Here is an 18,969-nt window from a genome sequence, read left to right as displayed (position 1 = left end):
ATCAATGGGGAAGTGTGGGCCTGCCTAGCCAGGCGATCATCAGGATGAACCCCACAACGCCAAAGGCGGTCAGTCCGAAGTGCCACAGGCTCTGTCCACCTTTGCGCACCATGTTGCGCATCGCCAGTTTCACGAAGCTTGGCGGTGGTGTTGCTTGTGATGGAGGCTCCTTGGAGCTTGGATCTGTCGTCATTGCATGTCTGATTTAATGATCCATATCACTGCCTGGACGATCGACACCCTGACGTAGCAGGGTCTGAATGAATCGGTCTAAATCACCATTCATCACCGCTTGCACGTCTGTGGTTTCTTCTGCTGTGCGCAGGTCTTTCACCATTTGGTAGGGATGGAAGACATAGTTGCGGATCTGATTTCCCCAGGCAGCTTCAACGATATCGCCGCGGATGTCAGCGATCTCGGCAGCACGCTGCTCCTGGGCGATCACCATCAGCTTGGCTTTCAGAAGAGCCAACGCCTTCTCTTTGTTTTGTAGTTGTGAGCGCTCTTGCGTACAGCGCACCGCTAAGCCTGTTGGGATATGCAGAATGCGTACGGCTGTCTCCACCTTGTTGACGTTTTGGCCACCGGCGCCCCCGGAGCGGCTGGTGGTGACTTCTAGATCTTTTTCGGGGATATCGAGCTCTACTTCCTGATCGATTTTTGGCATGATCTCCACGCCTGCAAAGCTTGTTTGGCGCTTGCCATTGGCGTTAAAAGGAGAGATTCTCACCAAGCGGTGGGTGCCCTTTTCATTACGCAGGTAGCCGTAGGCATAGCGGCCTTCAATCTCTACCGTGGCGCTTTTAATTCCCGCCTCTTCCCCTTCGGAAAGCTCGTCTACGGTCACTTTCATGTCGTGATCCTCTGCCCAGCGGGTGTACATCCTGAGCAGCATCTGAGCCCAGTCTTGAGCATCTGTGCCACCAGCCCCAGCGTTAATTGAGAGCACGGCTCCTTCCTTGTCGTACTCGCCGCTAAGTAGTCGTTCGAGCTCCCAGCGATCAAGGCCTTGGCGCAGCTGTTTCAGCCCCGATTGGGCTTCGCTGAGCATCTCGTCGTCTGGCTCGAGGTCGTAGAGCTCTAAGGTTGCCTGGGCATCATTGACGGCACTGCGCCAGAGCGTGATTTGCACCAGCTGGGCTTTGACTTCGTCCAGCTGACGCATCTGCTTCTGGGCGTTTTGCTGGTCGTTCCAGAAATCTGGTTGAGCAGCGAGTTGCTCGAGATCTTGTTGGCGAGCGTTTAGAGCAGGGACGTCAAAGACAGTCCTGGGCTTGGCCCAGGCGGTCGGTGAGCTCAGAAAGATCGCGTTTGAAGTCGGTGAGGTCCAGCAACGTTGGTGCTTGAGTCCAGAGATCTGACGCTATCAGCGGGGCCAGCCTGCATAGGATCTCGGTGACGTCATCACAGTGCCATGGCCAAGGTTGAGATCTATACCTGGCAGTCATGCCCATTCTGCCTGCGGGCCAAGGCTCTCTTGGATCGCAAAGGGGTGAGTTACCAGGAGCACGCCATCGATGGCGACCAGGAAGCCCGCGCAGCGATGGCGAGCCGGGCTGGGGGAAAAAACACGTTGCCCCAGATCTTTATCGATGATCTGAGCATCGGTGGCTGCGATGAGTTGCATGCCCTTGAGGGGGCTCAAAAACTTGATGGTTTGCTCCAAGGCAAGGGCTGACGCCATGCGACAGCTGTTCGTCTTGGATCCCCTGCAGTCCATTCAACCTGCCAAGGATTCCTCAGCTGCGTTGATGCAGGCGGCCCAACGGGCATCGATTGAGGTTTGGGCTTGTACACCCGCTGATCTTCAGGCTCGTGGAGATCAGCTCTCTGCGATTGCCATTCCTGTGGTGCCTGAGCCTTGGATTAGCACTGGTGAGCCCCGGAGCCTTCCTCTAAAGGACTTCGCCTGTATTTGGATGCGTAAGGATCCCCCGGTCGATGAGGGCTATCTCTATGCCACCCATTTGCTCGAGCTGGCAGAGCGGGCTGGTGTGTGCGTGCTCAATAGGCCAGCGGCGCTGCGGGCCTGGAATGAAAAGCTCGGTGCGCTGCGCTTCAACAGCCTGATGGCTCCCACGCTTGTGGCCAGTCGGGTCAGTGAGCTTGCGGCCTTTGCCCGCGAGCAAGAAGAGGTAGTGCTCAAACCTTTAGCGGGTCGAGCTGGTCAGGGGCTGGTGCGAGTTGTTGGTGCCGCTCCCGGACTTGAGGCCTTACTTGAGTTGGTCACAGATCAGGAGCAGCTACCGGTGATGGTTCAGCGGTTTTTGCCGGCTGTCATTGAAGGAGACAAGCGCATCCTGTTGGTGGATGGAGAGCCTCTTGGTGCAGTGAACCGTCGTCCTAAGGCTGGAGATTTTCGTAGCAACCTTGCCATGGGTGGTCGCCCTGAACCCACAGAGCTAGACAGTCGTGAATTGCAGATCTGTGCAGAATTGGCACCCGTTTTGAGAGAGCAGGGTTTGTTTTTTGTGGGAATTGATGTGATTGATGGCCTGCTGAGTGAGATCAATGTCACCAGTCCTACTGGAATTAGAGAGGTTGAGCGCCTCAAGGGGGTTCCCCTGGCTGATCAAGTGATTGCCCGCTTGCTGGTCAGTCTTGGTTGATCCTTAGCATCCAGATCGAGTTGGTCGGCCAGTACAGACAGCTTCATGCCAACTTCTTGTAATTCACGTTCGACCACAGACCCTCGGACCAAACCAGCTCCAGCAGTGAGATCAAGCACTGAACCTCTGGCGTGGCCACAACGGATGGCTACGCGCAGTTCCGTGTCGCCTTGGCTGTCGATCCAGCCAATCGGCGCCGCATAGCTGCCACGTTCAAAAGGTTCCAATGTGCGCAGCCAGGCCATCGCCTCCCGGCAAGGCAGACCCGCTACCGCCGGTGTTGGATGGAGAATTTTGGCCAGATTGAGGGATGTGTGACCCATGGCCTTGGCTGTAATCGGTGTATGCAGATGCACCAGTTGGCCATGACGAGCGAGCTGGGGATTCCGTGGTCGCCTTGGGGTCAGTCCTTGATTGAACAGTTGACTGGTAATTGAGGCAACGACAAGTTCATGCTCGCGACGGTCCTTTTCCGAGCGGAGTAGGCCCTGTCCATCGTCATTGCGATCAGCAGTGCCGGCCAGAGCGTCGGTGCGTAGCTGATTCCCTTGCAGGCTGAGTAGACGTTCAGGCGAAGCTCCAAAGAAGGCATCCTCGTGGCTTCTTCGCCATAAGAAGCGGCAGCTACCTGATTGTTGTTGACGTAGCTTGGCCAGTACTGGCAGCGGGTTTAAGGGTGCTTGGAGCTGAATGGATTGGCGCACAGCCAGCACCAATTTGTTGAGCTCACCGCTGCTCACTAAATCCAGTCCGCGTTTGAGAGCTGGTCTGTAACACTCCTGCCAGGGCTGGAGTTCAGTGGTGCCGCGGACGCTGCTGGGCCAGAAATCTTTTGAATTGTGATTGGGGTCGAGCAGGTTTTCCGCCATCAGCCAAAGCTGTTCTGCTAGGTCCCGCGCTTCTGCTTGCTGGGTGATCACGCCATTGAGACGCAGCCAACCGTGTCGACCCTGGCGGCTGAGTTGCCAGCGCGGCAGTACCGCTTGAACTGCACTGGTGTGGATCTGGCTGCGTTGTCGTTCTGCGGGATGGTCGAAAAAGGAAAAGGCCAGCAGGATTTTGGCTCGAGCCTGGGCAGGGGCGTTGGGCGTCGCGTCTGTGAGGCGTGCCAGGGTTGTATCGCTGAATCGTTGGGCCAGCTCAAAGCGTCTGGGGCCTGCAAGATCAAGGCTTTGGCACTGACCTGCTGCTGCAAAGCAAAGGCCTGGTGCACTATCCCAGAGAAACTGGAAGGGATGCTCATCGGCCAGTAAGGGCAGGTGGTACAGGGGATCCACCTCGTCGAGAGGCAGGGCCAGGCTGAGGACACCTTCATCGCCCTTTCGCTCGCACCAGCCCCGGGATGCGGCAGTTAAAAGGTTGCTGAAACTACGGTCAGCTGTCATCCGGGATCGGAGTTGAGCGCGGGTGCTGCTCAAATGTATGGGCCTTTCCCTGGTTTCCAGGCTTCTTTCCCATGCCAGACCAGCAGGATGTTGCATCCCTTTACGCCAAGGCCTCCACAAGGCGAGCTCTTTGGAAAGCCGCAATCAAGTGGCCGATGTACTCCGTGGCAGTGATGCCGGCGTTGCTGGCGGCAGGTTGGCGGGTGGGGGCAGGCGAAGCAGTGCGTCTTGATCAACTGCTTGGCTTTTTGGTTGCGGCTGTGCTGCTTTTGCTTTGGGAAAACCTCAGCAACGACCTCTTTGATGCAGATACCGGCGTGGACAGCTTCACCAAGTTGCATTCGGTGGTTGCGCTGCTGGGTCATCGGAGACCTGTGCGCCGTTTTGCCCACTTAGCGCTCGTGCTGGGCTTGTTGTTGATGTTGGTGTTGGCTTTGCGCAGTCGTGCTGCTGTGCTCTTTTTGGTGCTGGTGAGTTGTGGTTTGGGATACCTCTACCAGGGGCCGCCCTTTCGTTGGGGCTACATAGGCCTCGGTGAGCCGCTGTGTTGGTTGGCTTTTGGCCCTTTCGCTACTGCCGCTGCCTTGTTGGCGTTAGCACCGCTCAACGGTGATGGATCAGTTATTCCATGGGCAACGGCGTTCACCCTGGGGAGTGGTCCGGCCTTAGCGACAACCTTGGTGCTCTTTTGCTCTCATTTTCATCAAGTCGCTGAGGATGCGGCTTTTGGCAAACGATCGCCGGTGGTGCGCTTGGGCACAGCTCGTGCGGCGGCTTTGGTGCCCTGGATTCTTTCGCTTGTGTTTGCTCTGGAGTGGATCCCTGTGCTGCAGGGAGATTGGCCGCTGACAGCTCTGCTTGGCGGCTTGGGATTGCCTGCAGGAGCAGCGCTGATCCGTTTGCTTCGCCATCACCATGATCAGCCAGAGAAGATTCGTGGCAGCAAGTTTTTGGCATTGCGCTTTCAGGCTCTCAATGGCTTGGGGTTGAGCTTGGGCCTAGCGCTAGCGCCTTGCTTGGGCTTTGCGATGTCTAGCGCAGGCTGAGTTGATGGCTCTCAAGTTTCAGAGCAAACCGTTTTCATTTCGTTTGAGTCGGGTGTTGCAGACGGCTCAGGGGGTTGTTGAAGAACGGCAGGGTTGGTTGCTGAGATTGGAGGATTGCGCGGGTCGTTGTGGTTGGGGGGAGGTGGCTCCGATGGATGCGGCTGGTTTAAAGGCCTGCGGAGATTGTTTGGCCAAGCTGCGCTTGGCACCAACGCGTTTGGAGTTGGAGGATGGAATGGCGTTTTGGCCTGCGCCTTTGGCTTTTGGCGTGGGTGCAGCTTTGGCGGAATTGGATGGCCTCGTGGGGTCTGTGGCAACAGGCGGTTGGCTTGCTGCGCCTGCCTCGGCTGTGTTGTTGCCGGCGGGGCAGGCTCTTTTGAAGGCTTTGGATTCCATGCTTGAGATGGATCCCTCAGCCGCTGATCCCTTCACCGTGAAGTGGAAGGTGGCGGTCGCTCCAGATGCACTGGAGCGGCGCCTCTTGTTGCAATTGTTGGAGCGGCTGCCAGACCATGCGCGCTTCAGGCTTGATGGCAATGGCGGTTGGGATCGCAGTGTGGTCAGCTGGTGGGTGGAGCGATGTCTGCAGGATCCGAGGCTGGAATGGTTGGAACAACCTTTGCCTGCTAGTGATCTTGAGGGGTTAAGAGCTTTGGCTCAACAGGTTCCCGTGGCTCTTGATGAGTCGCTTGTGCTTGAGCCATCACTGCGAGAGTCATGGTCTGGCTGGCAGGTGCGGCGTCCGCTCTTAGACGGTGATCCAAGACCTCTGCTGAGGCTGCTGCAGGAGGGTGTGGGCTATCGGATGTTGAGCACGGCCTTTGAAACCGGTATTGGTCGGCGTTGGCTCCACCATCTCGCTGCTTTGCAGCATCAGGGCCCTACACCAGTGGCTCCTGGCCTGGCCCCGGGTTGGTGCCCTGATGGACCTTTATTTAGCGCTGATCCCGAAGTGGTCTGGGCGGCGGCATGAGGGAGTTGGTTGCCCTGCGTTGTAATCCCGCTCAGGCTGAGCAAAGGGCCTTGCAGCTCGCTCAGGCCTTGGAGCAAGGCGATTGGGTGCAACTGCTGCCGCCCGTTGGAACTAGCGGTTTGATCCCTAGGACTCTTTTGCCTGATGGTCCTGGTGTGGTGGTCGCAAGTGGAGGCACCTCCGGCGGACAGCAGCACTGTTTGCAGCCTTGTAGCCATCTCGACTTATCAGCTTCGGCCACAGCTCAATGGCTCCAGCAGCAGGGTTACGACCTGCAGCAATGCATGTTGCTTAATCCTTTGCCGTTGCATCACGTTAGTGGCTTGATGTCTTGGTGGCGTAGTCGTTGTTGGCGAGTTGGGCATGCATGGCTACAGCCTGGCTTGATGAGGGATCCAGACGCTTTAGAGCAGTTGTGTGGGTCGTTGCCGGGATGGGGAGAGCAACAGATCTTGATCTCTTTGGTGCCAACACAACTGCAGCGGTTGTTGACGCATAACGCTGGTGTGCGTGTGTTGAAAGCTTGTGCTGTGATTTGGGTTGGTGGAGCAGTGCTTTCGCCAGTGCTGATGAAAGCGGCACGGGCCGAAGGGTTGCGCTTGGCACCCTGCTATGGAGCGACTGAGACGGCGGCGATGGTGACAGCGCTCGCGCCTGAGGATTTCCTGGCGGGTGCGACGGGCTGTGGATCACTGCTTGAAGATGTGGAGCTGCAGTTGACGCAATCAGGCGCTCTGCAGGTACGCACAGCTCGGTTGGCGTTGGCGCGCTGGTTGGGTGAGGGCTTGGAGGATGTTCGAGATCAGCAAGGCTGGTGGACCTCTGGAGATGCTGGTTGCTTGATCACTGAGAGCAACCAGCTTCGGCTCCATATCGATGGCCGTTTGGATGGGGCGATTCACTCTGGTGGTGAAACGGTGTTCCCTGAACAGTTGGAGGCCCGTTTACAAGTGGCGGCGGTTGGTTTGCCTCTTGAGGCTGTGTTGCTGCTTGCTGTTGAAGACAGGGAATGGGGTCAACGCTTGGTGGCGCTTGTGCGTCCTGCTGCTGGAGCGAATGGAGAGGATTTGATCAAGCAACTACGCCATCTCTGTGCCGACTGGCCGCCTGCCGATCGGCCGATGCATTGGCGGCTTTGTCCAATGCTTGCTCCGATGGCGAATGGAAAATGGCAACGGGGCCATTGGCAGCAATGGTTGCGGTTGCTAGAAGCGGAAAGTACAGAGTTTTGACTATGGCCAGTCTTTCTGATGCTGAGCTTAGTAATAAGAAATTAGCCGCGGGTTTGCTAGGGATCTTTCTTGGCGCTTTAGGGATTCATAAATTTGTCTTAGGCAAGAATAATCCGGCGATTATTATGTTGGTAGTTTCGCTTGCGGGAGGCTCTATTACTTGTGGGATCGCATATGCAGTCATGCAAGTTATAGGTTTAATTGAGGGCATTATTTATTTAACACAAACACCGCAAGAATTTAAAGAGATTTATCTTGATGGTGACAAGGAGTGGTTCTGATGAGTGTTAGTTCAATGCGCATATTGCCACGGCTGATGCTTGCAGGATCCGCTCTGATGAGTTGTAGTATCTTCGCGTCTATGCCACAGGATGCCTTTCATCCTTTTGCATTGATGGCAAGTTTTTTACCGCTGCAGTTGGGGGCGTTGGCGTGGGTCAGATTGAGTCAATCTTTCCCACACCAGAAGCCTCTAGCCAGCGATCAATGCCTTCTGGTAGTGCACAGCGATGACGTGTCTCGGCATTGATCGCTAGATGGCGGATGAGAGCGTGAGCTGCGATGTGGTCTTCGCAGCGGAATTCGAAGTGAACTTGGAAGCTGTTTGGATTGAGTCGCTCTGGGCGTAGCTCTACAACCAAGGCTTCTCCGGTGTGAATCGGCCTGCGGAAATCTGCTTGACAGTGGATGATCGGCAAGGCCACTTCTGGTGTGGCCTGAGAGTTGCGGCTGCCAGGAAAGATCTCTGCGGTGGTTAGGCCATATTGCTCAAGACTTTCTTCCCATGCTTCATGACACCAGCGGAATAGCTGATGGAAATGCATCACGCCGGCGGCATCAGTATCGCCAAAACGCACCACGCGGCGCAGCAATAACCAATTTTCTGGATTCATGTTTGGGATTCTGGTCGCAGGCGAAGAGCACCATCATCATTGTGATGGGGTGATGCCGGCAGATTTTATTGGTAGCTGCTGTAATCGTTTGAGTGTTGTGGATGCGCTAGCGATTGATCTGCTGGACAATCCCTGGTTGGTGATGTTATCGGTTTAATCAAATATGTGGTTTAAAGTCAGTGTTCCTCTTCCTCTTCCTGTAGAGGATCCTGACAGCAGGATGAAATACATAAAAGACCACTACTTACACCAACGAACTGATGATGTAACAGGTCTGCTGAGTAAAGGCAGGCAAGCCATCTAAGCCAAAGAAGAACATTTTTAATGGACTGGACAAGTGGCCCATGTATAGTTATCAGAATTAATGCTGTCAATGAGGAGGTGTTAATACTGTCAGTCTCTCGAAATCATATACTTACTTTGAACCCTAATGGCTAGTCATGAGAGTCAATCTCAACGGGGAGAAGAATGCAGCAGGTAATGTCTTCGCTTATATCACGATTGGCTTAACATTAGGGCTAAATGGATTGGTGATAGCAGCTTGGTTGATTTGGACAAGATTGAACTAGTCAGTATCTATTTCGATCTCAGTAAAAGGCTCCGCATCAGCTCAAAACTTTTCTTGTCTTTTGCTCTTTGTGGATTCCTCAGTACATAGGGAATGCTTGCATTTCTAGGCCAAAGTTCAGGCCAATTCTCACGAGCCAGTAGCTGATCAACGCAATGGCTGCCACGATCCAATGCCAAGCGTGGATCGCAAAGGGCATCAATCTGCGCTGCTGGATTGCCAGAACCGACCAGACGATCAACATTGCTGCCACCACTGGCCCAAAAGCATGCCATTGCATTGAGCTATGCAGATCTCCATGTAGTGCTTCAGTCGTGGCCCTAGTAAGGAAGCAGGTTGGGCAGGGAATGCCGGTGAGAGCTCTGAGTGGGCAGGGCCAGCCTGGTAGCGATGGATGTACACCCTTGATCCACAGGCAGCCAGTGAGTGTTGCAGGCAGTAGATAACCAGCCCGTTGGATCCGTCGCAGAAAACCGTTCAGTGCCTTGTGCCTTAGCGATCCACAGAGCCCATGATCACGTCGATGGAGCCAAGGATCGCCATGATGTCTGCGACTTTCGCTCCCTTGAGGATATGGGGAAGGATTTGCAGGTTATTGAGGTCAGCAGCGCGGATTTTGAAACGCCACGGTGTGACGTCATTATTGCCCTGTAGGAAGACGCCGATTTCTCCTTTGCCTGACTCAAGCCTGGTGTAAAGCTCACCATTAGGGATCTTGAAGGTGGGTGCAACTTTCTTGGCGACGTATTGATAGTCAAATCCCATAAAGGGGCTTGTCTTACCCTCCGCCATTCGCTGAGCTTCGAGGTTTTCTGTTGGCCCTCCTGGGATCATCTCGCAGGCCTGGCGCAGGATCTTCAGCGATTGGCGCATTTCTTCGATCCGAACGCGATAGCGCGCATAGCAATCGCCTTCTTTCTCCCAGGCGACATCCCAATCGAAGTCGTCATAGCACTCGTAGTGATCCACTTTGCGTAGATCCCATGGCACTCCTGAAGCCCGCAGCATCGGCCCCGAAAGGCTCCAGTTGATTGCCTCATCTCGTCCAATGGCGCCCAAACCTTCGATGCGGCGACGGAAGATTGGGTTGTTGGTGATTAGTTTTTCGTACTCATCGATTTTGGGACCAAACCAGTCGCAGAAGTCTTGGCATTTCTCTAGCCATCCCCAGGGCAAATCACAGGCGACGCCACCGATGCGGAAATAGTTGTTGTTGATCAATCGTTGCCCTGTGGCGGCTTCCCACAGGTCGTAGATCATTTCTCTTTCTCGGAAGATATAGAAAAAGGGTGTTTGGGCACCCACATCAGCCAGGAAGGGGCCAAGCCAGAGCAGGTGGTTGGCAATGCGATTGAGCTCGAGCATCAATACGCGGATGTAGCTGGCTCGCTTCGGCACAGAGATGTTGGCCAAGCGCTCCGGAGCGTTCACCACGATCGCCTCGTAGAACATTCCGGCTGCATAGTCCATGCGGCTCACGTAGGGCACGAACATCACACTCGTGCGGTTTTCGGCAATTTTTTCCATGCCCCGATGGAGATAACCGATCACCGGTTCGCAGTCCACCACGTCTTCACCGTCGAGGGTGACCACCAGCCTCAGCACTCCATGCATCGAGGGATGATGGGGGCCGAAGTTGACGACCATTGGCTCCGTACGCGTTTCCAGCTGCGACATGGGGCCTTGAGTTGCAGAGCGTTAGCGGGATCTTAGGAAGGAACCCATGCCCGATTCGTCCATTAACTCTGATTCAGGTTTCAAGCATCTGTCCGTACTGGCAGATGCCGTGTCGCAGCGTGTCGCTGCTTTGCCTGCAGAGTTGCTCGATGGTGGGTTGATGATTGATGCCACCCTTGGCGGTGGCGGCCACAGTGCTTTGTTGTTGGAACGTCATCCAGATCTCCGTCTGATCGGTTTGGACCAAGACCCAACGGCTCGTGCGGCGGCGGCTGACCGGCTGGCGCTATTTGGAGATCGCGTCACGATTGTGGCGACTAATTTTGTTAATTTCAGCCCTGCCGAGCCGGCAGTGGTGGTGATGGCTGACTTGGGAGTAAGCAGTCCTCAGCTGGATGTGGCGCAAAGGGGTTTTAGTTTTCGCCTCGATGGTCCGCTCGACATGCGCATGAACCCCCAGGTGGGCGAAACGGCGGCTGAGCTGATTGGGCGTCTCGAAGAAACCGAGCTGGCAGATCTCATCTATGCCTATGGCGAGGAGCGCTTGTCCCGTCGCATCGCCCGGCGCATTAAGCACGATCTGGCAGAGCAAGGACCTTATGCCGGCACCGCCGCTTTGGCTTATGCGGTGGCTGGTTGCTATCCGCCGAAGGCCCGTCGTGGTCGTATACATCCAGCCACCCGTACTTTTCAGGCTCTGCGCATTGCTGTGAATGATGAATTGGATGCCTTAGATCGCTTCTTGCAAAAGGCCCCTGAATGGTTAGTCCCAGGTGGTTTGCTCGCTGTGATTAGCTTTCATTCCCTCGAAGACCGTCGTGTCAAGACCGCTTTCTTGCGTGATCAGCGCCTGGAGCGGCTAACCCGTAAGCCTGTGGTGGCCAGTGAGATGGAGATCGCTGCCAATCCACGCAGCCGTAGTGCAAAGTGTCGGTTCGCGTGCCGCTTGCCTCAAGCGATGACTGCCGATGCCCGCTGATCCAATCTGGTGGTGGGCTTTTGCAGTGCAACTGCTAGCTCTCCCTGGAGCATTGTTGCCGGTGCTACCGAGTTTGTTGTGGTTGCCACTCGGTGCTGGTTTATGGGTTTGGCATGTGGGCTGGAGTGCAGGTTGGCTCAGCCTTGGATTGGCCTGCATTGTTTTTTTACTTGGCCTTATTGCTGATCTGTTAGCGGTAGCTCTTGCTTCTGCTCGTTTACGCGCAAGCCGCTGGGCAGTTTTGGGTGCTGTATTGGGGCTGATGTTTGGCTTGGTGGGTTTGTTGCCGGCTTTGCCTTTTGGAGGCCCATTGCTAGGGGCTCTCTTTGGACCTTGGCTGGGTGCTGCTTTGGTGGAAACGTTGACGGCTAGTCAACCTCCGTTAGCTCTTGGATGGTTGCTTGCAGCTCGTCGTGGTGCGCTGGTCGGTCTTGCAGTGGTGGCTGGCTTATTGGTGAGCCGAGTAGCCCAATTCGTTTTGGCGCTACTCGGCATCGCTGGTTTTTTGCTGCTCAGTTGGGCTTAAGCAGGCCAGTGTTGTCTGTGCTGCCGAACAACTGACGGTAGGCCGCAGTTGAGATGCAAACCATGGCAGGAACCATCACGAAGAGGCCTCCATAGTGGAAGGTGGCGGCGATGGCATGGATCACAGCCTCCACGATCAGCAGCCAGAGCACGATCCACCAGGAAGGGTTGATCACATCGATACCAGAACGTAATGCATTGGCTGAGTTCTTGCTGCCAAGCAGGCTGTTTTGAACGAGGAACTGTTGGGTGACCAGGAACCAGATTGCAAAGATTGCTAGGGCAATGCTTGGAATCACGATTAGGGCTTGATTGATCTGGCCGAGCCCCAGGCCTATCAGGTAGGCAATCACCGAGGCAACAGCTACCACGACGATATAAAGAATCAATGAGCCGAGTAGCCGCCAGCTGGAGGTTTGATCCCAACGTGTAAAGACTGCGAAGTCAGGCTTTTGACCATCGAGTGCTGTCCAAGCGCCTCGGATTAGTCCCACAATTCCCCATAGCACCACGATGATGTAACCGATCAGGCCAACGACAAGCAGTAGATAACCGAGGACTGGGTGTAACCATGCAACTTCTTTGACAGCGGCGATGCGAGTACCGCCAAGCACGGCAATGCCGATGAAGGGGAGCGTTACCACCCCCACCAGGATTTGGAAAAGCAAAAAACTCCAGGGAGCTTTACAGAAGGCGTTCCAGCCGTCCTCGACGGCTTTGAGCACCTGAAGGCTGGAGCCGGTTGGAGTAGTTGCCACCGTCTAATACACAGATTTTATTAAAAACTAGCCGCAGTAACAGTTTTGCTCAGGATTTTTTGAAACTGCGACATTGATTGTGAGGCAGTTGTTGCTATCCAGCTCTCAGGTCGGTCACGACATTGCTAATCGACTCCACAGCCTGAGTGATCTCTTCGCTTGAGGTGTTGCGACCCAAGCTCAGTCGAAGCGAGGCTTCCGCTTCAGCTGATGTGCGACCTAAGGCCATCAGCACATGGGATGGGGCTCCTTGGCTGCAGGCAGAGCCGCTGCTGCAAGCAATAAGCGGTCGCAATTGTTGATGCAGGCTGGTGCCGCGCACTCCTGGAATTGTGATGTTGAGATTGTGAGGCAGCCTGTGCTCTAGCGATCCATTGAGGATGAGATCGGGGAGGCGTTCTCGTAAACGATCCCAGAGTTGATTGCGCAGCGTGCAGAGCTTGTCTTGGCGGCTGGTGATGTCCTCCATGGCTAGTTCTACGGCTTTCGCGAAGCCCACAATTAATGGCACGGGTAGTGTCCCAGGCCTTAGGCCCTGCTCTTGGCCCCCACCCCATTGCAAGGGTTTGATTGGCACTTCAGGACGTACGACGAGTGCGCCGATCCCTTTAGGGCCGTAAAGCTTGTGGCCGCTGATGCTGATCAGATCGAGCCCGAGAGCATCTGCATCGAGATCGACGTGACCACAGGCTTGTGCGGCATCGCTATGCAGAACCACATCCCGCTTACGGCAAAGCTCTGACAGCTCTGCTAGGGGTTGGATGACGCCCGTTTCATTGTTGGCGACCATCACGCTCACGAGCAGCGTGTCGTTTTCAAATGCCTCAGCCAGTTGCTCCGGTCGCAGTAGACCATCAGCCCCTGGTTGTAGTTCGGTTAGTCGGAAACCTTCCTTTTGCAGTTGGCGCAGCGGATCGAGTACGGCGTGGTGTTCAGTAACCAGCGTGATCAGGTGGCCTGGTGCTCCGCGTTGTTCTGCTTTTGCCCTGGCATGGCCCACTAGCGCCAGGTTATTAGCTTCTGTGGCACCGCTCGTAAAGATCACTCGTTGCGGTGTGACGCGCAGATGGCAGGCCAGTTGCTCTCGAGCGAGGCTCACTGTGGCTGCGGCCTTCAATCCAGAGCGATGTTGGCGGCTTGAGGCATTTCCCCAGTCCTCGCTCCAGTAGGCGGCCATGGCCTTGACAACCTCGGCAGCACAGGGTGTGGTTGCCTGATAATCCAAGCAAAGGGGGGATTGTCTTAGGGATCCACTGGAAAGGCTTGGCAGCATGGTGGAAAGTTCCGTTGCTCTGTCGCGCATGCGTCGTTCTTTCAGGATCGTTGGTCTGAGCCTCACGGCCTTGTTTTTGTTATGTCTCCGCCCTTCACAGGCTATTGAGCCTCAGGAGGTTATTGAGCAGATGAAGAAGAGTCGGCCTGCCAATTTGGTGGTGTTAATTAAGCGCCCTGATGTTGGTGGCGACTATCTCTTGGGGATGTATGCGCTCAAGACGGATAAGTTTGATCAGGATCTGCGCCGCTTCAAGCTTTGGCAGGAGTGGTCATATGACCTCAACGTTCACACGGAGTCAGTGAGCTGCAGCACCGAAGAACCTCTACGGATCACCCGTGATAGCAGAGCGGTGTATGTGCGTCGTCTTAATCCAGGGGGGATTGTGAACCCAGCGAATCGGGAGGACCATCTTGTGTGGTGGGCGGCTTGTGTCCCAGAGCTGGGCGGCACAGATCCAACCAATCTGAAAGATAAAGCTCTATCACTCGGTTATTCAACCGTGTTAGTTGAATCCCAAGAAGTCTTGGTCGGACCAGTCCGTTGAGGTCCCTATCGCTTTAGGACTGTTGGGGCGATCGCTTCTAGATTTTTGCAGCTTGCAATCCTGTTGGCCCATGAGTGAGACCCTTCCCCAGAATGTGGAGGCTGCCCCGTCTCCGCGGTTACTACTGGTTGATGATGAACCCGGACTGCGCACTGCGGTGCAGGCTTATCTGGAGGATGAAGGATTTGAGGTCGCCACTGCTGTCGATGGAGACGATGGCTGGCAGAAGGCTCAAGAGATGCTGCCTGATTTGGTCATCAGTGATGTGATGATGCCGCGTTGTGATGGCTATGGACTGCTTAAGCGGATGCGGGAGGACGAGCGCTTGGGTGGCACTCCTGTGATTTTTCTCACTGCTAAGGGGATGACGGCCGATCGCACCGAGGGTTATCTAGCTGGGGTGGATGACTACATCCCTAAACCCTTTGACCCTGAGGAGTTGGTGGCTCGTGTTCGCAACGTGGTTCGTCGGCAAGATCGCCTTCTTCGGGAAGCAGCTCGTTTCGCGGATACTGATGTGGGTCAGATGGCCCGGCAGATCACAGAGATTCGCACCATGCTTGCCCATGGTGATGGCAGTTCATCCAAGGATGTAGCGCTTCATAATTTCACGCCGCGGGAGGCGAGTGTTCTGCAATTGGTGGCTGAGGGGTTGATGAATAAGGAGATCGCTCGGAAGTTGGAGACATCAATTCGCAATGTTGAGAAGTATGTGAGTCGTCTGTTCATCAAAACGGGCACGTCAAGTCGCACTGAGTTGGTTCGTTATGCCTTGGAAAACCAGTTAGTGACATGACCATTGGCAGGCTTCAATGGCGTGTCTGATGCGGATTGGCTTTCAGCCAGCTTCAACCATGGCTGGACCTACAGCCAACGCATTGCTGCTGTGGATGCTGGTCGAGGGTTGGTGGAGTTGCTTGCGGTGTATTACACCCACTCGAGTCGAGATGTATGGCAACAGCGTTTGCAGGCGGGGCAGATTCGGCTGAATGGCGAGCTGGTGCGATTGGATCAGCTGCTCGCCTCAGGTGATCAGGTGTGTTGGCAGCGCCCTCCATGGCTGGAAGCTGCGGTTCCGGCGAGCTGGGAGGTGATTTTTGATGATGGCGATCTGCTGGTCGTCAATAAGCCTTCAGGGTTGCCGGTGATCCCAGGTGGGGGGTTCCTTGATCACACGCTGACGGGGCTGCTGCAACGTCGTTGTCAGCTGGATGGGCAGTCTCGGCTGCCAAGGCCGGTGCATCGCCTGGGACGGTTTACATCGGGACTGTTGATCTGCGCTAGGCAAAGGGAGACTCGAGCGAAACTCTCAGCGATGTTTCGTCGTGCCACTGCCGGTGATCAAGGCTGCAAGAAGATTTATCGCGCTTTGGCGCACCGCAATCTGAATGTCCATTGCGATGAGGTTGCCACGATCAGGGTCCCGATTGTGCAGACGGCTCACCCCATGGTGGGCAAGGTTTGGGTTGCTGCTGATTCATCTCGGCAACATGATTCAAAGCAGTCTGAATCTCGTGTTCTTAAAGCCTTGTCAACTGTGCGATTGCTGGAGCGACGTCAGGATGCAGATTTGCTGGAGGTCGCAATTCACACTGGGCGTCCGCATCAAATCCGAATCCATCTGGCAGCGATTGGTTCGCCCTTGATTGGCGACCCTCTCTACGGTTTTGATGGGCAGATTTCTGCAGCAGCAACACCAGGTGATGGTGGTTATTGTCTTCATGCTCACAGGCTTCTGGATGTGCCCTATCGCAACCGTCTGCATGGCTTTACAGCCTGCTCGCCGCGGCGCCTCAAGATGAAGACGGAAAGATGAGCGGCGCCTATTTCACCAGTTAGGGTGCTCGTTGAATCCCCAAGAGCTCGTGACTTGTTGATGTTGAAGCGTGGGTTGCTGATTGCATGCTCTTTGATGGGAATTGCCGGTTGCTCTTTTAATTCTGTGCGCCAGCATCAAGTGTTGCAGCCTGAAAGATTGGACCTGCAATTATTAGTCTGTAAAATAAAATCTACGTTTTTCTCTGATGCAAACCAGGACGGACAAATTTCAGTTGGAGATCATATGACCTATGTTTTTAATGTTTCTGAGGATGCTGCTTGTGCTCAGTCGCAATCAACCTTTTATGGTGTTGAGCAGATTGTGATGAGCCAGGCTTTGGGGCATGATCGGCGGCAGACTTTTGTGACCCATTTTCAGGGAACTTTTAAGTTGAAGAAAGGCAATCTTCAGTTACGAGGCCTGGGTTCTCTTGGTTTAAGCGCTAGCAAGTGGAAAGCTATTAATCAATCCGGTTCTATTGATCTTGTTCTTGCCAACATCTTTCCTAAGAGCGATAGGCTTTCAGTTATTGGCGAGGGTGGTTCTTATACTGGGCTGGTGGGCACCGCATTTGTCAAGCCTGGAGATGTAGTGTCAGTTGATGTTAACTTGTTTAGCCAATTTAAGCTTGATTGAGTTTAATAGATATTGTCTTCCCCTATTGTTTTTGCCAGAAGATTTGGCTGTGATTCTAACTTTTCTTGAACTCAATTAGTCGTGAAAAGTAGAATGGAGCCTGATTGAGTTTGCTGCGGATGGGTTCGAATCCGCAGCCCATTGCGGCTTTGATGATGCCGTCTTCGCGAAGGGTATACGCGCGAGTGGTTTTACTAGGCCCTGGGAACAGCTGGCCAATGCGTTTGAGTAGCGCTAGTAGAGGGGTGTAAGGGGCAAAGCTCACTAGCAAACTTTCTTGTGTGAGTCCGCATAGGTGACGGACCATCTCTTCAGCTGCCTGTTGGGGGTAGTGGATGAAAACATCCAGGCAAATCACGGTGTGAAAGCAACCCTGCAGGCTTTCGAGGTCGGAGGTCGTGAAGGTTAGTCGGCTTAGATCCAGCTCTGCATCTGCAGCGCGTCGTTTGGTTTCGGCCACCATGGCGGCGGAAATGTCACTTGCGGCAATTGATCCAGCCCCCATTGCGGCCAGAGGAAGGCTGAGGCTTCCTACCCCGCAGCCGGCGTCGCAGAAACTCATGGCACTCAGATCACCGCGTTCCTGAAGCCAGGCGAGCACATCATCCACCGTTTTTTGATGGCCGATGCGGATGTTGCGCTGCACTTTATTGACGTCATCACTTTCGCTGTAGATGCGATTCCAGCGATCAAACCCTGTTCCGTTGAAGTAGTTGGCTACTTCAGTTTTTTCGGCCTGTTTGAGCTCTTGGCGCTGTTCCATGGCCATTGAGTTGGGTTCAGACGATCGGGATCTTAAGCAGCATGCTTCCAGATCAGCTCTTCAGTATCCGGTTTCCACTGCCAGCGGAGTAAGTCTGTTAAGGGCTGATTCACAAGTCGCTCATGCAGTGGGCGGCCATTGCCCATTACTTGACGAGGGGCCATGGTGGCAGCCCAGATGGCCGCGGCAGGTTCACCACTCCAAGTAGCTAAACGTCGACTCCCTTCCAGGAGCGGCAATGTGACTCCTGCCAGAGTGCCATCTTCCAAACGACAGGTTCCTTTTTCGACCAGCAGAACTCTTTCATCCCAGCGATACTTGCCATCTTTGAGGCCGTAGGGAGCGAGACTATCGCTCACAAGTACCAGCTGTTGTGGTGCCAGTCTTTGCAATAGCACCGCCATGGTGGGGTCAACATGAACTCCATCGGCGATTAGTCCCATAGCGATCTCTCCATGCATGCAGGCTTCCCCCACCGGGCCAGCTGCACGATGGTGAAGACCGGGCATGGCATTGAAGGAGTGGGTCAGCATTCCAACTCCCTGGGAGAAGGCATCGGCAGATGCTTCCCCATCTGCGTTCGAGTGCCCTAGGCATATCACGATGCCTAGGGTCCTGAGTCGTTCAATCACTTCAGATGATCCGGGCAGTTCTGGAGCCAGGGTCATCAAACTGATGTCTTGCTCAAAGCCGCGAATGCGTTCATCCAGTGCCCTTAGGCTCGGAGCACAGAGATGCTCCAGGGGATGGGCGCCGTGGCGTGCCGTTGCCAGAAAAGGGCCTTCAAGGTGGGCCCCCAGTAGTTCACAGCGTTGCGGGCAGTGTTGTTCTCGGGCTGCATGCAGCACCGTTAAAGATTGACGCAGGGCTGCTACCCCGCAGCTCACAAGCGTGGGGCAGATTGCCTGTACACCGTCTTGCCAGAGTCTGTCGAGCAGCTTCAGGAGCTGGGGAATGTCTTTGGCGGTGAGCTCTGGGAAGGCCAATCCAAGCCCTCCATTGATTTGTAGATCGATGCCCATGGGGCTGAGCCAGTCGCCCTGCCAGCTCTCCCCGTCCATGGCAGAGCCATCTGCCATGGGTTGAACACTGAGCACCCGCTCGTGTTCATCTACGGCCATCCACCACAGCTTGGTGTCCACGGCTTTGTTGAGAGGTTGGGGCAGGCGGATGTGGGTGATCCGATGCATGGGAGGTGGCCAGGCGGTGCTAGTGCGGGACCATGGCATTGTCGTCATTATTCATCGTGACCTCTGCTTCTCTGCCTGTGCCTTTGGCAGCTGCTG

23 protein-coding genes and 1 pseudogene are annotated in these 18,969 nt (G+C 54.9%); 13 read left to right on the top strand and 11 right to left on the bottom strand.

Translation table 11 applies throughout. The features are described 5' to 3' along the window. Position 1: 1 nt before the first annotated feature. Together SIB66_RS02265 and prfB are read right to left on the bottom strand one after the other, a co-directional pair. A complete protein-coding gene (locus SIB66_RS02265; RefSeq protein WP_011131429.1) occupies positions 2-193 on the bottom strand; it encodes a DUF3285 domain-containing protein in 192 nt (63 codons plus the stop codon). 12 nt (positions 194-205) lie between these two features. Next, positions 206-1,334 (bottom strand): peptide chain release factor 2 gene (prfB, locus tag SIB66_RS02260; RefSeq protein WP_236070395.1). Its coding sequence is split into 2 segments (ribosomal slippage): positions 206-1,258 and positions 1,260-1,334, totalling 1,128 coding nucleotides; the frame shifts between segments, so codons are not numbered across the junction. Between the two features lie 80 nt (positions 1,335-1,414). On the opposite strand from prfB, the gene grxC reads away from it, so the two are divergent. Both grxC and gshB read left to right on the top strand, forming a co-directional pair. Next, the gene (grxC, locus tag SIB66_RS02255) at positions 1,415-1,678 is read left to right on the top strand and encodes a glutaredoxin 3 (protein ID WP_063407454.1); all 264 of its coding nucleotides are present in this window, start codon (positions 1,415-1,417) and stop codon (positions 1,676-1,678) included. 4 nt (positions 1,679-1,682) lie between these two features. Beyond that, a complete protein-coding gene (gshB, locus tag SIB66_RS02250) occupies positions 1,683-2,609 on the top strand; it encodes a glutathione synthase (protein WP_236070434.1) in 927 nt (308 codons plus the stop codon). Here the strand turns inward: gshB and SIB66_RS02245 are convergent. Then, the gene (locus tag SIB66_RS02245; protein ID WP_063407452.1) at positions 2,573-3,994 is read right to left on the bottom strand and encodes an isochorismate synthase MenF; all 1,422 of its coding nucleotides are present in this window, start codon (positions 3,992-3,994) and stop codon (positions 2,573-2,575) included. The two genes, gshB and SIB66_RS02245, sit on opposite strands and share 37 nt — an antisense overlap. A gap of 71 nt (positions 3,995-4,065) precedes the next feature. On the opposite strand from SIB66_RS02245, the gene menA reads away from it, so the two are divergent. The 4 genes from menA to SIB66_RS02225 are packed head-to-tail and all read left to right on the top strand — an operon-like array spanning position 4,066 to position 7,526. Continuing rightward, positions 4,066-5,040, top strand: coding sequence for a 2-carboxy-1,4-naphthoquinone phytyltransferase (menA, locus tag SIB66_RS02240; RefSeq protein ID WP_063407451.1), 975 nt, complete (start codon positions 4,066-4,068; stop codon positions 5,038-5,040). 4 nt (positions 5,041-5,044) lie between these two features. After that, positions 5,045-6,013, top strand: coding sequence for an o-succinylbenzoate synthase (locus SIB66_RS02235; protein WP_063421982.1), 969 nt, complete (start codon positions 5,045-5,047; stop codon positions 6,011-6,013). Further along, positions 6,010-7,245: an AMP-binding protein gene (locus tag SIB66_RS02230; RefSeq protein WP_063407450.1), complete on the top strand. Its 1,236-nt coding sequence runs from the start codon at positions 6,010-6,012 to the stop codon at positions 7,243-7,245. Before SIB66_RS02235 ends, SIB66_RS02230 begins: the two co-directional genes overlap by 4 nt. A 2-nt stretch (positions 7,246-7,247) precedes the next feature. Next, complete coding sequence (locus SIB66_RS02225; protein ID WP_063407449.1) at positions 7,248-7,526, top strand: TM2 domain-containing protein; 279 nt, start codon at positions 7,248-7,250, stop codon at positions 7,524-7,526. 156 nt (positions 7,527-7,682) lie between these two features. Here SIB66_RS02225 and SIB66_RS02220 read toward each other — a convergent pair whose 3' ends face one another. Further along, positions 7,683-8,138: an acyl-CoA thioesterase gene (locus SIB66_RS02220; protein WP_063407448.1), complete on the bottom strand. Its 456-nt coding sequence runs from the start codon at positions 8,136-8,138 to the stop codon at positions 7,683-7,685. On the opposite strand from SIB66_RS02220, the gene SIB66_RS02215 reads away from it, so the two are divergent. Beyond that, positions 8,137-8,295, top strand: coding sequence for a hypothetical protein (locus tag SIB66_RS02215; protein WP_236073836.1), 159 nt, complete (start codon positions 8,137-8,139; stop codon positions 8,293-8,295). The genes SIB66_RS02220 and SIB66_RS02215 overlap by 2 nt on opposite strands. A 419-nt stretch (positions 8,296-8,714) precedes the next feature. On the opposite strand, the gene SIB66_RS02210 is transcribed toward SIB66_RS02215, so the two are convergent. The 3 genes and pseudogenes from SIB66_RS02210 to SIB66_RS02200 all read right to left on the bottom strand — a co-directional run bounded on the left by SIB66_RS02210 (position 8,715) and on the right by SIB66_RS02200 (position 10,383). Then, positions 8,715-8,981 (bottom strand): hypothetical protein, encoded by a 267-nt coding sequence (locus tag SIB66_RS02210; RefSeq protein ID WP_063407447.1) that lies wholly within the window; start codon positions 8,979-8,981, stop codon positions 8,715-8,717. 14 nt (positions 8,982-8,995) lie between these two features. Further along, positions 8,996-9,055 (bottom strand): annotated as a pseudogene (locus tag SIB66_RS02205) (DUF2752 domain-containing protein); the annotation flags it as partial. A 143-nt stretch (positions 9,056-9,198) separates the two neighbouring features. Further along, positions 9,199-10,383: an NAD(P)H-quinone oxidoreductase subunit H gene (locus SIB66_RS02200; protein ID WP_063398754.1), complete on the bottom strand. Its 1,185-nt coding sequence runs from the start codon at positions 10,381-10,383 to the stop codon at positions 9,199-9,201. Positions 10,384-10,429: 46 nt separating this feature from the next. On the opposite strand from SIB66_RS02200, the gene rsmH reads away from it, so the two are divergent. Both rsmH and SIB66_RS02190 read left to right on the top strand, forming a co-directional pair. Further along, complete coding sequence (rsmH, locus tag SIB66_RS02195; protein ID WP_063407446.1) at positions 10,430-11,362, top strand: 16S rRNA (cytosine(1402)-N(4))-methyltransferase RsmH; 933 nt, start codon at positions 10,430-10,432, stop codon at positions 11,360-11,362. Beyond that, on the top strand, positions 11,352-11,888 hold the full coding sequence (locus tag SIB66_RS02190; protein WP_063407445.1) for a DUF456 domain-containing protein: 537 nt from the start codon (positions 11,352-11,354) through the stop codon (positions 11,886-11,888). Before rsmH ends, SIB66_RS02190 begins: the two co-directional genes overlap by 11 nt. Here the strand turns inward: SIB66_RS02190 and SIB66_RS02185 are convergent. Both SIB66_RS02185 and SIB66_RS02180 read right to left on the bottom strand, forming a co-directional pair. Next, complete coding sequence (locus SIB66_RS02185) at positions 11,875-12,645, bottom strand: hypothetical protein (protein WP_063407444.1); 771 nt, start codon at positions 12,643-12,645, stop codon at positions 11,875-11,877. The two genes, SIB66_RS02190 and SIB66_RS02185, sit on opposite strands and share 14 nt — an antisense overlap. A 94-nt stretch (positions 12,646-12,739) precedes the next feature. Next, on the bottom strand, positions 12,740-13,918 hold the full coding sequence (locus SIB66_RS02180) for a cysteine desulfurase family protein (protein ID WP_063407443.1): 1,179 nt from the start codon (positions 13,916-13,918) through the stop codon (positions 12,740-12,742). On the opposite strand from SIB66_RS02180, the gene SIB66_RS02175 reads away from it, so the two are divergent. The 4 genes from SIB66_RS02175 to SIB66_RS02160 all read left to right on the top strand — a co-directional run bounded on the left by SIB66_RS02175 (position 13,917) and on the right by SIB66_RS02160 (position 16,920). After that, positions 13,917-14,465 (top strand): hypothetical protein, encoded by a 549-nt coding sequence (locus SIB66_RS02175; RefSeq protein ID WP_063407442.1) that lies wholly within the window; start codon positions 13,917-13,919, stop codon positions 14,463-14,465. The two genes, SIB66_RS02180 and SIB66_RS02175, sit on opposite strands and share 2 nt — an antisense overlap. A gap of 70 nt (positions 14,466-14,535) precedes the next feature. Beyond that, a complete protein-coding gene (locus SIB66_RS02170) occupies positions 14,536-15,261 on the top strand; it encodes a response regulator transcription factor (RefSeq protein WP_063407698.1) in 726 nt (241 codons plus the stop codon). 21 nt (positions 15,262-15,282) lie between these two features. Then, positions 15,283-16,281, top strand: coding sequence for a pseudouridine synthase (locus SIB66_RS02165; protein ID WP_236070391.1), 999 nt, complete (start codon positions 15,283-15,285; stop codon positions 16,279-16,281). A gap of 96 nt (positions 16,282-16,377) precedes the next feature. Beyond that, positions 16,378-16,920 (top strand): dockerin, encoded by a 543-nt coding sequence (locus tag SIB66_RS02160; protein WP_413681360.1) that lies wholly within the window; start codon positions 16,378-16,380, stop codon positions 16,918-16,920. A gap of 55 nt (positions 16,921-16,975) precedes the next feature. Here SIB66_RS02160 and bchM read toward each other — a convergent pair whose 3' ends face one another. Both bchM and SIB66_RS02150 read right to left on the bottom strand, forming a co-directional pair. Then, entirely contained in the window at positions 16,976-17,689 is a 714-nt protein-coding gene (gene bchM / locus SIB66_RS02155) for a magnesium protoporphyrin IX methyltransferase (RefSeq protein ID WP_063407440.1), read from the bottom strand. Positions 17,690-17,715: 26 nt separating this feature from the next. Continuing rightward, positions 17,716-18,873, bottom strand: coding sequence for an N-acetylglucosamine-6-phosphate deacetylase (locus SIB66_RS02150; protein ID WP_063407695.1), 1,158 nt, complete (start codon positions 18,871-18,873; stop codon positions 17,716-17,718). Positions 18,874-18,969: the final 96 nt, after the last annotated feature.

Origin of the sequence: Prochlorococcus sp. MIT 1318 (assembly GCF_047304505.1) — a bacterium.
Classification (GTDB): Bacteria; Cyanobacteriota; Cyanobacteriia; order PCC-6307; family Cyanobiaceae; genus Prochlorococcus; species Prochlorococcus marinus_D.
Note: the sequence above shows the minus strand (reverse complement) of the source record. Positions and strands in the feature narration are given on the sequence as shown.

Coding starts and splice junctions, on each gene's coding strand:
- SIB66_RS02265 (WP_011131429.1), bottom strand. CDS start 193: ATGACGACAGATCCAAGCTCCAAGGAGCCTCCATCACAAGCAACACCA.
- grxC (WP_063407454.1), top strand. CDS start 1,415: ATGGCCAAGGTTGAGATCTATACCTGGCAGTCATGCCCATTCTGCCTG.
- gshB (WP_236070434.1), top strand. CDS start 1,683: ATGCGACAGCTGTTCGTCTTGGATCCCCTGCAGTCCATTCAACCTGCC.
- SIB66_RS02245 (WP_063407452.1), bottom strand. CDS start 3,994: ATGACAGCTGACCGTAGTTTCAGCAACCTTTTAACTGCCGCATCCCGG.
- menA (WP_063407451.1), top strand. CDS start 4,066: ATGCCAGACCAGCAGGATGTTGCATCCCTTTACGCCAAGGCCTCCACA.
- SIB66_RS02235 (WP_063421982.1), top strand. CDS start 5,045: ATGGCTCTCAAGTTTCAGAGCAAACCGTTTTCATTTCGTTTGAGTCGG.
- SIB66_RS02230 (WP_063407450.1), top strand. CDS start 6,010: ATGAGGGAGTTGGTTGCCCTGCGTTGTAATCCCGCTCAGGCTGAGCAA.
- SIB66_RS02225 (WP_063407449.1), top strand. CDS start 7,248: ATGGCCAGTCTTTCTGATGCTGAGCTTAGTAATAAGAAATTAGCCGCG.
- SIB66_RS02215 (WP_236073836.1), top strand. CDS start 8,137: ATGTTTGGGATTCTGGTCGCAGGCGAAGAGCACCATCATCATTGTGAT.
- SIB66_RS02220 (WP_063407448.1), bottom strand. CDS start 8,138: ATGAATCCAGAAAATTGGTTATTGCTGCGCCGCGTGGTGCGTTTTGGC.
- SIB66_RS02210 (WP_063407447.1), bottom strand. CDS start 8,981: ATGGCATGCTTTTGGGCCAGTGGTGGCAGCAATGTTGATCGTCTGGTC.
- SIB66_RS02200 (WP_063398754.1), bottom strand. CDS start 10,383: ATGTCGCAGCTGGAAACGCGTACGGAGCCAATGGTCGTCAACTTCGGC.
- rsmH (WP_063407446.1), top strand. CDS start 10,430: ATGCCCGATTCGTCCATTAACTCTGATTCAGGTTTCAAGCATCTGTCC.
- SIB66_RS02190 (WP_063407445.1), top strand. CDS start 11,352: ATGCCCGCTGATCCAATCTGGTGGTGGGCTTTTGCAGTGCAACTGCTA.
- SIB66_RS02175 (WP_063407442.1), top strand. CDS start 13,917: ATGGTGGAAAGTTCCGTTGCTCTGTCGCGCATGCGTCGTTCTTTCAGG.
- SIB66_RS02180 (WP_063407443.1), bottom strand. CDS start 13,918: ATGCTGCCAAGCCTTTCCAGTGGATCCCTAAGACAATCCCCCCTTTGC.
- SIB66_RS02170 (WP_063407698.1), top strand. CDS start 14,536: ATGAGTGAGACCCTTCCCCAGAATGTGGAGGCTGCCCCGTCTCCGCGG.
- SIB66_RS02160 (WP_413681360.1), top strand. CDS start 16,378: ATGGGAATTGCCGGTTGCTCTTTTAATTCTGTGCGCCAGCATCAAGTG.
- bchM (WP_063407440.1), bottom strand. CDS start 17,689: ATGGCCATGGAACAGCGCCAAGAGCTCAAACAGGCCGAAAAAACTGAA.
- SIB66_RS02150 (WP_063407695.1), bottom strand. CDS start 18,873: ATGCATCGGATCACCCACATCCGCCTGCCCCAACCTCTCAACAAAGCC.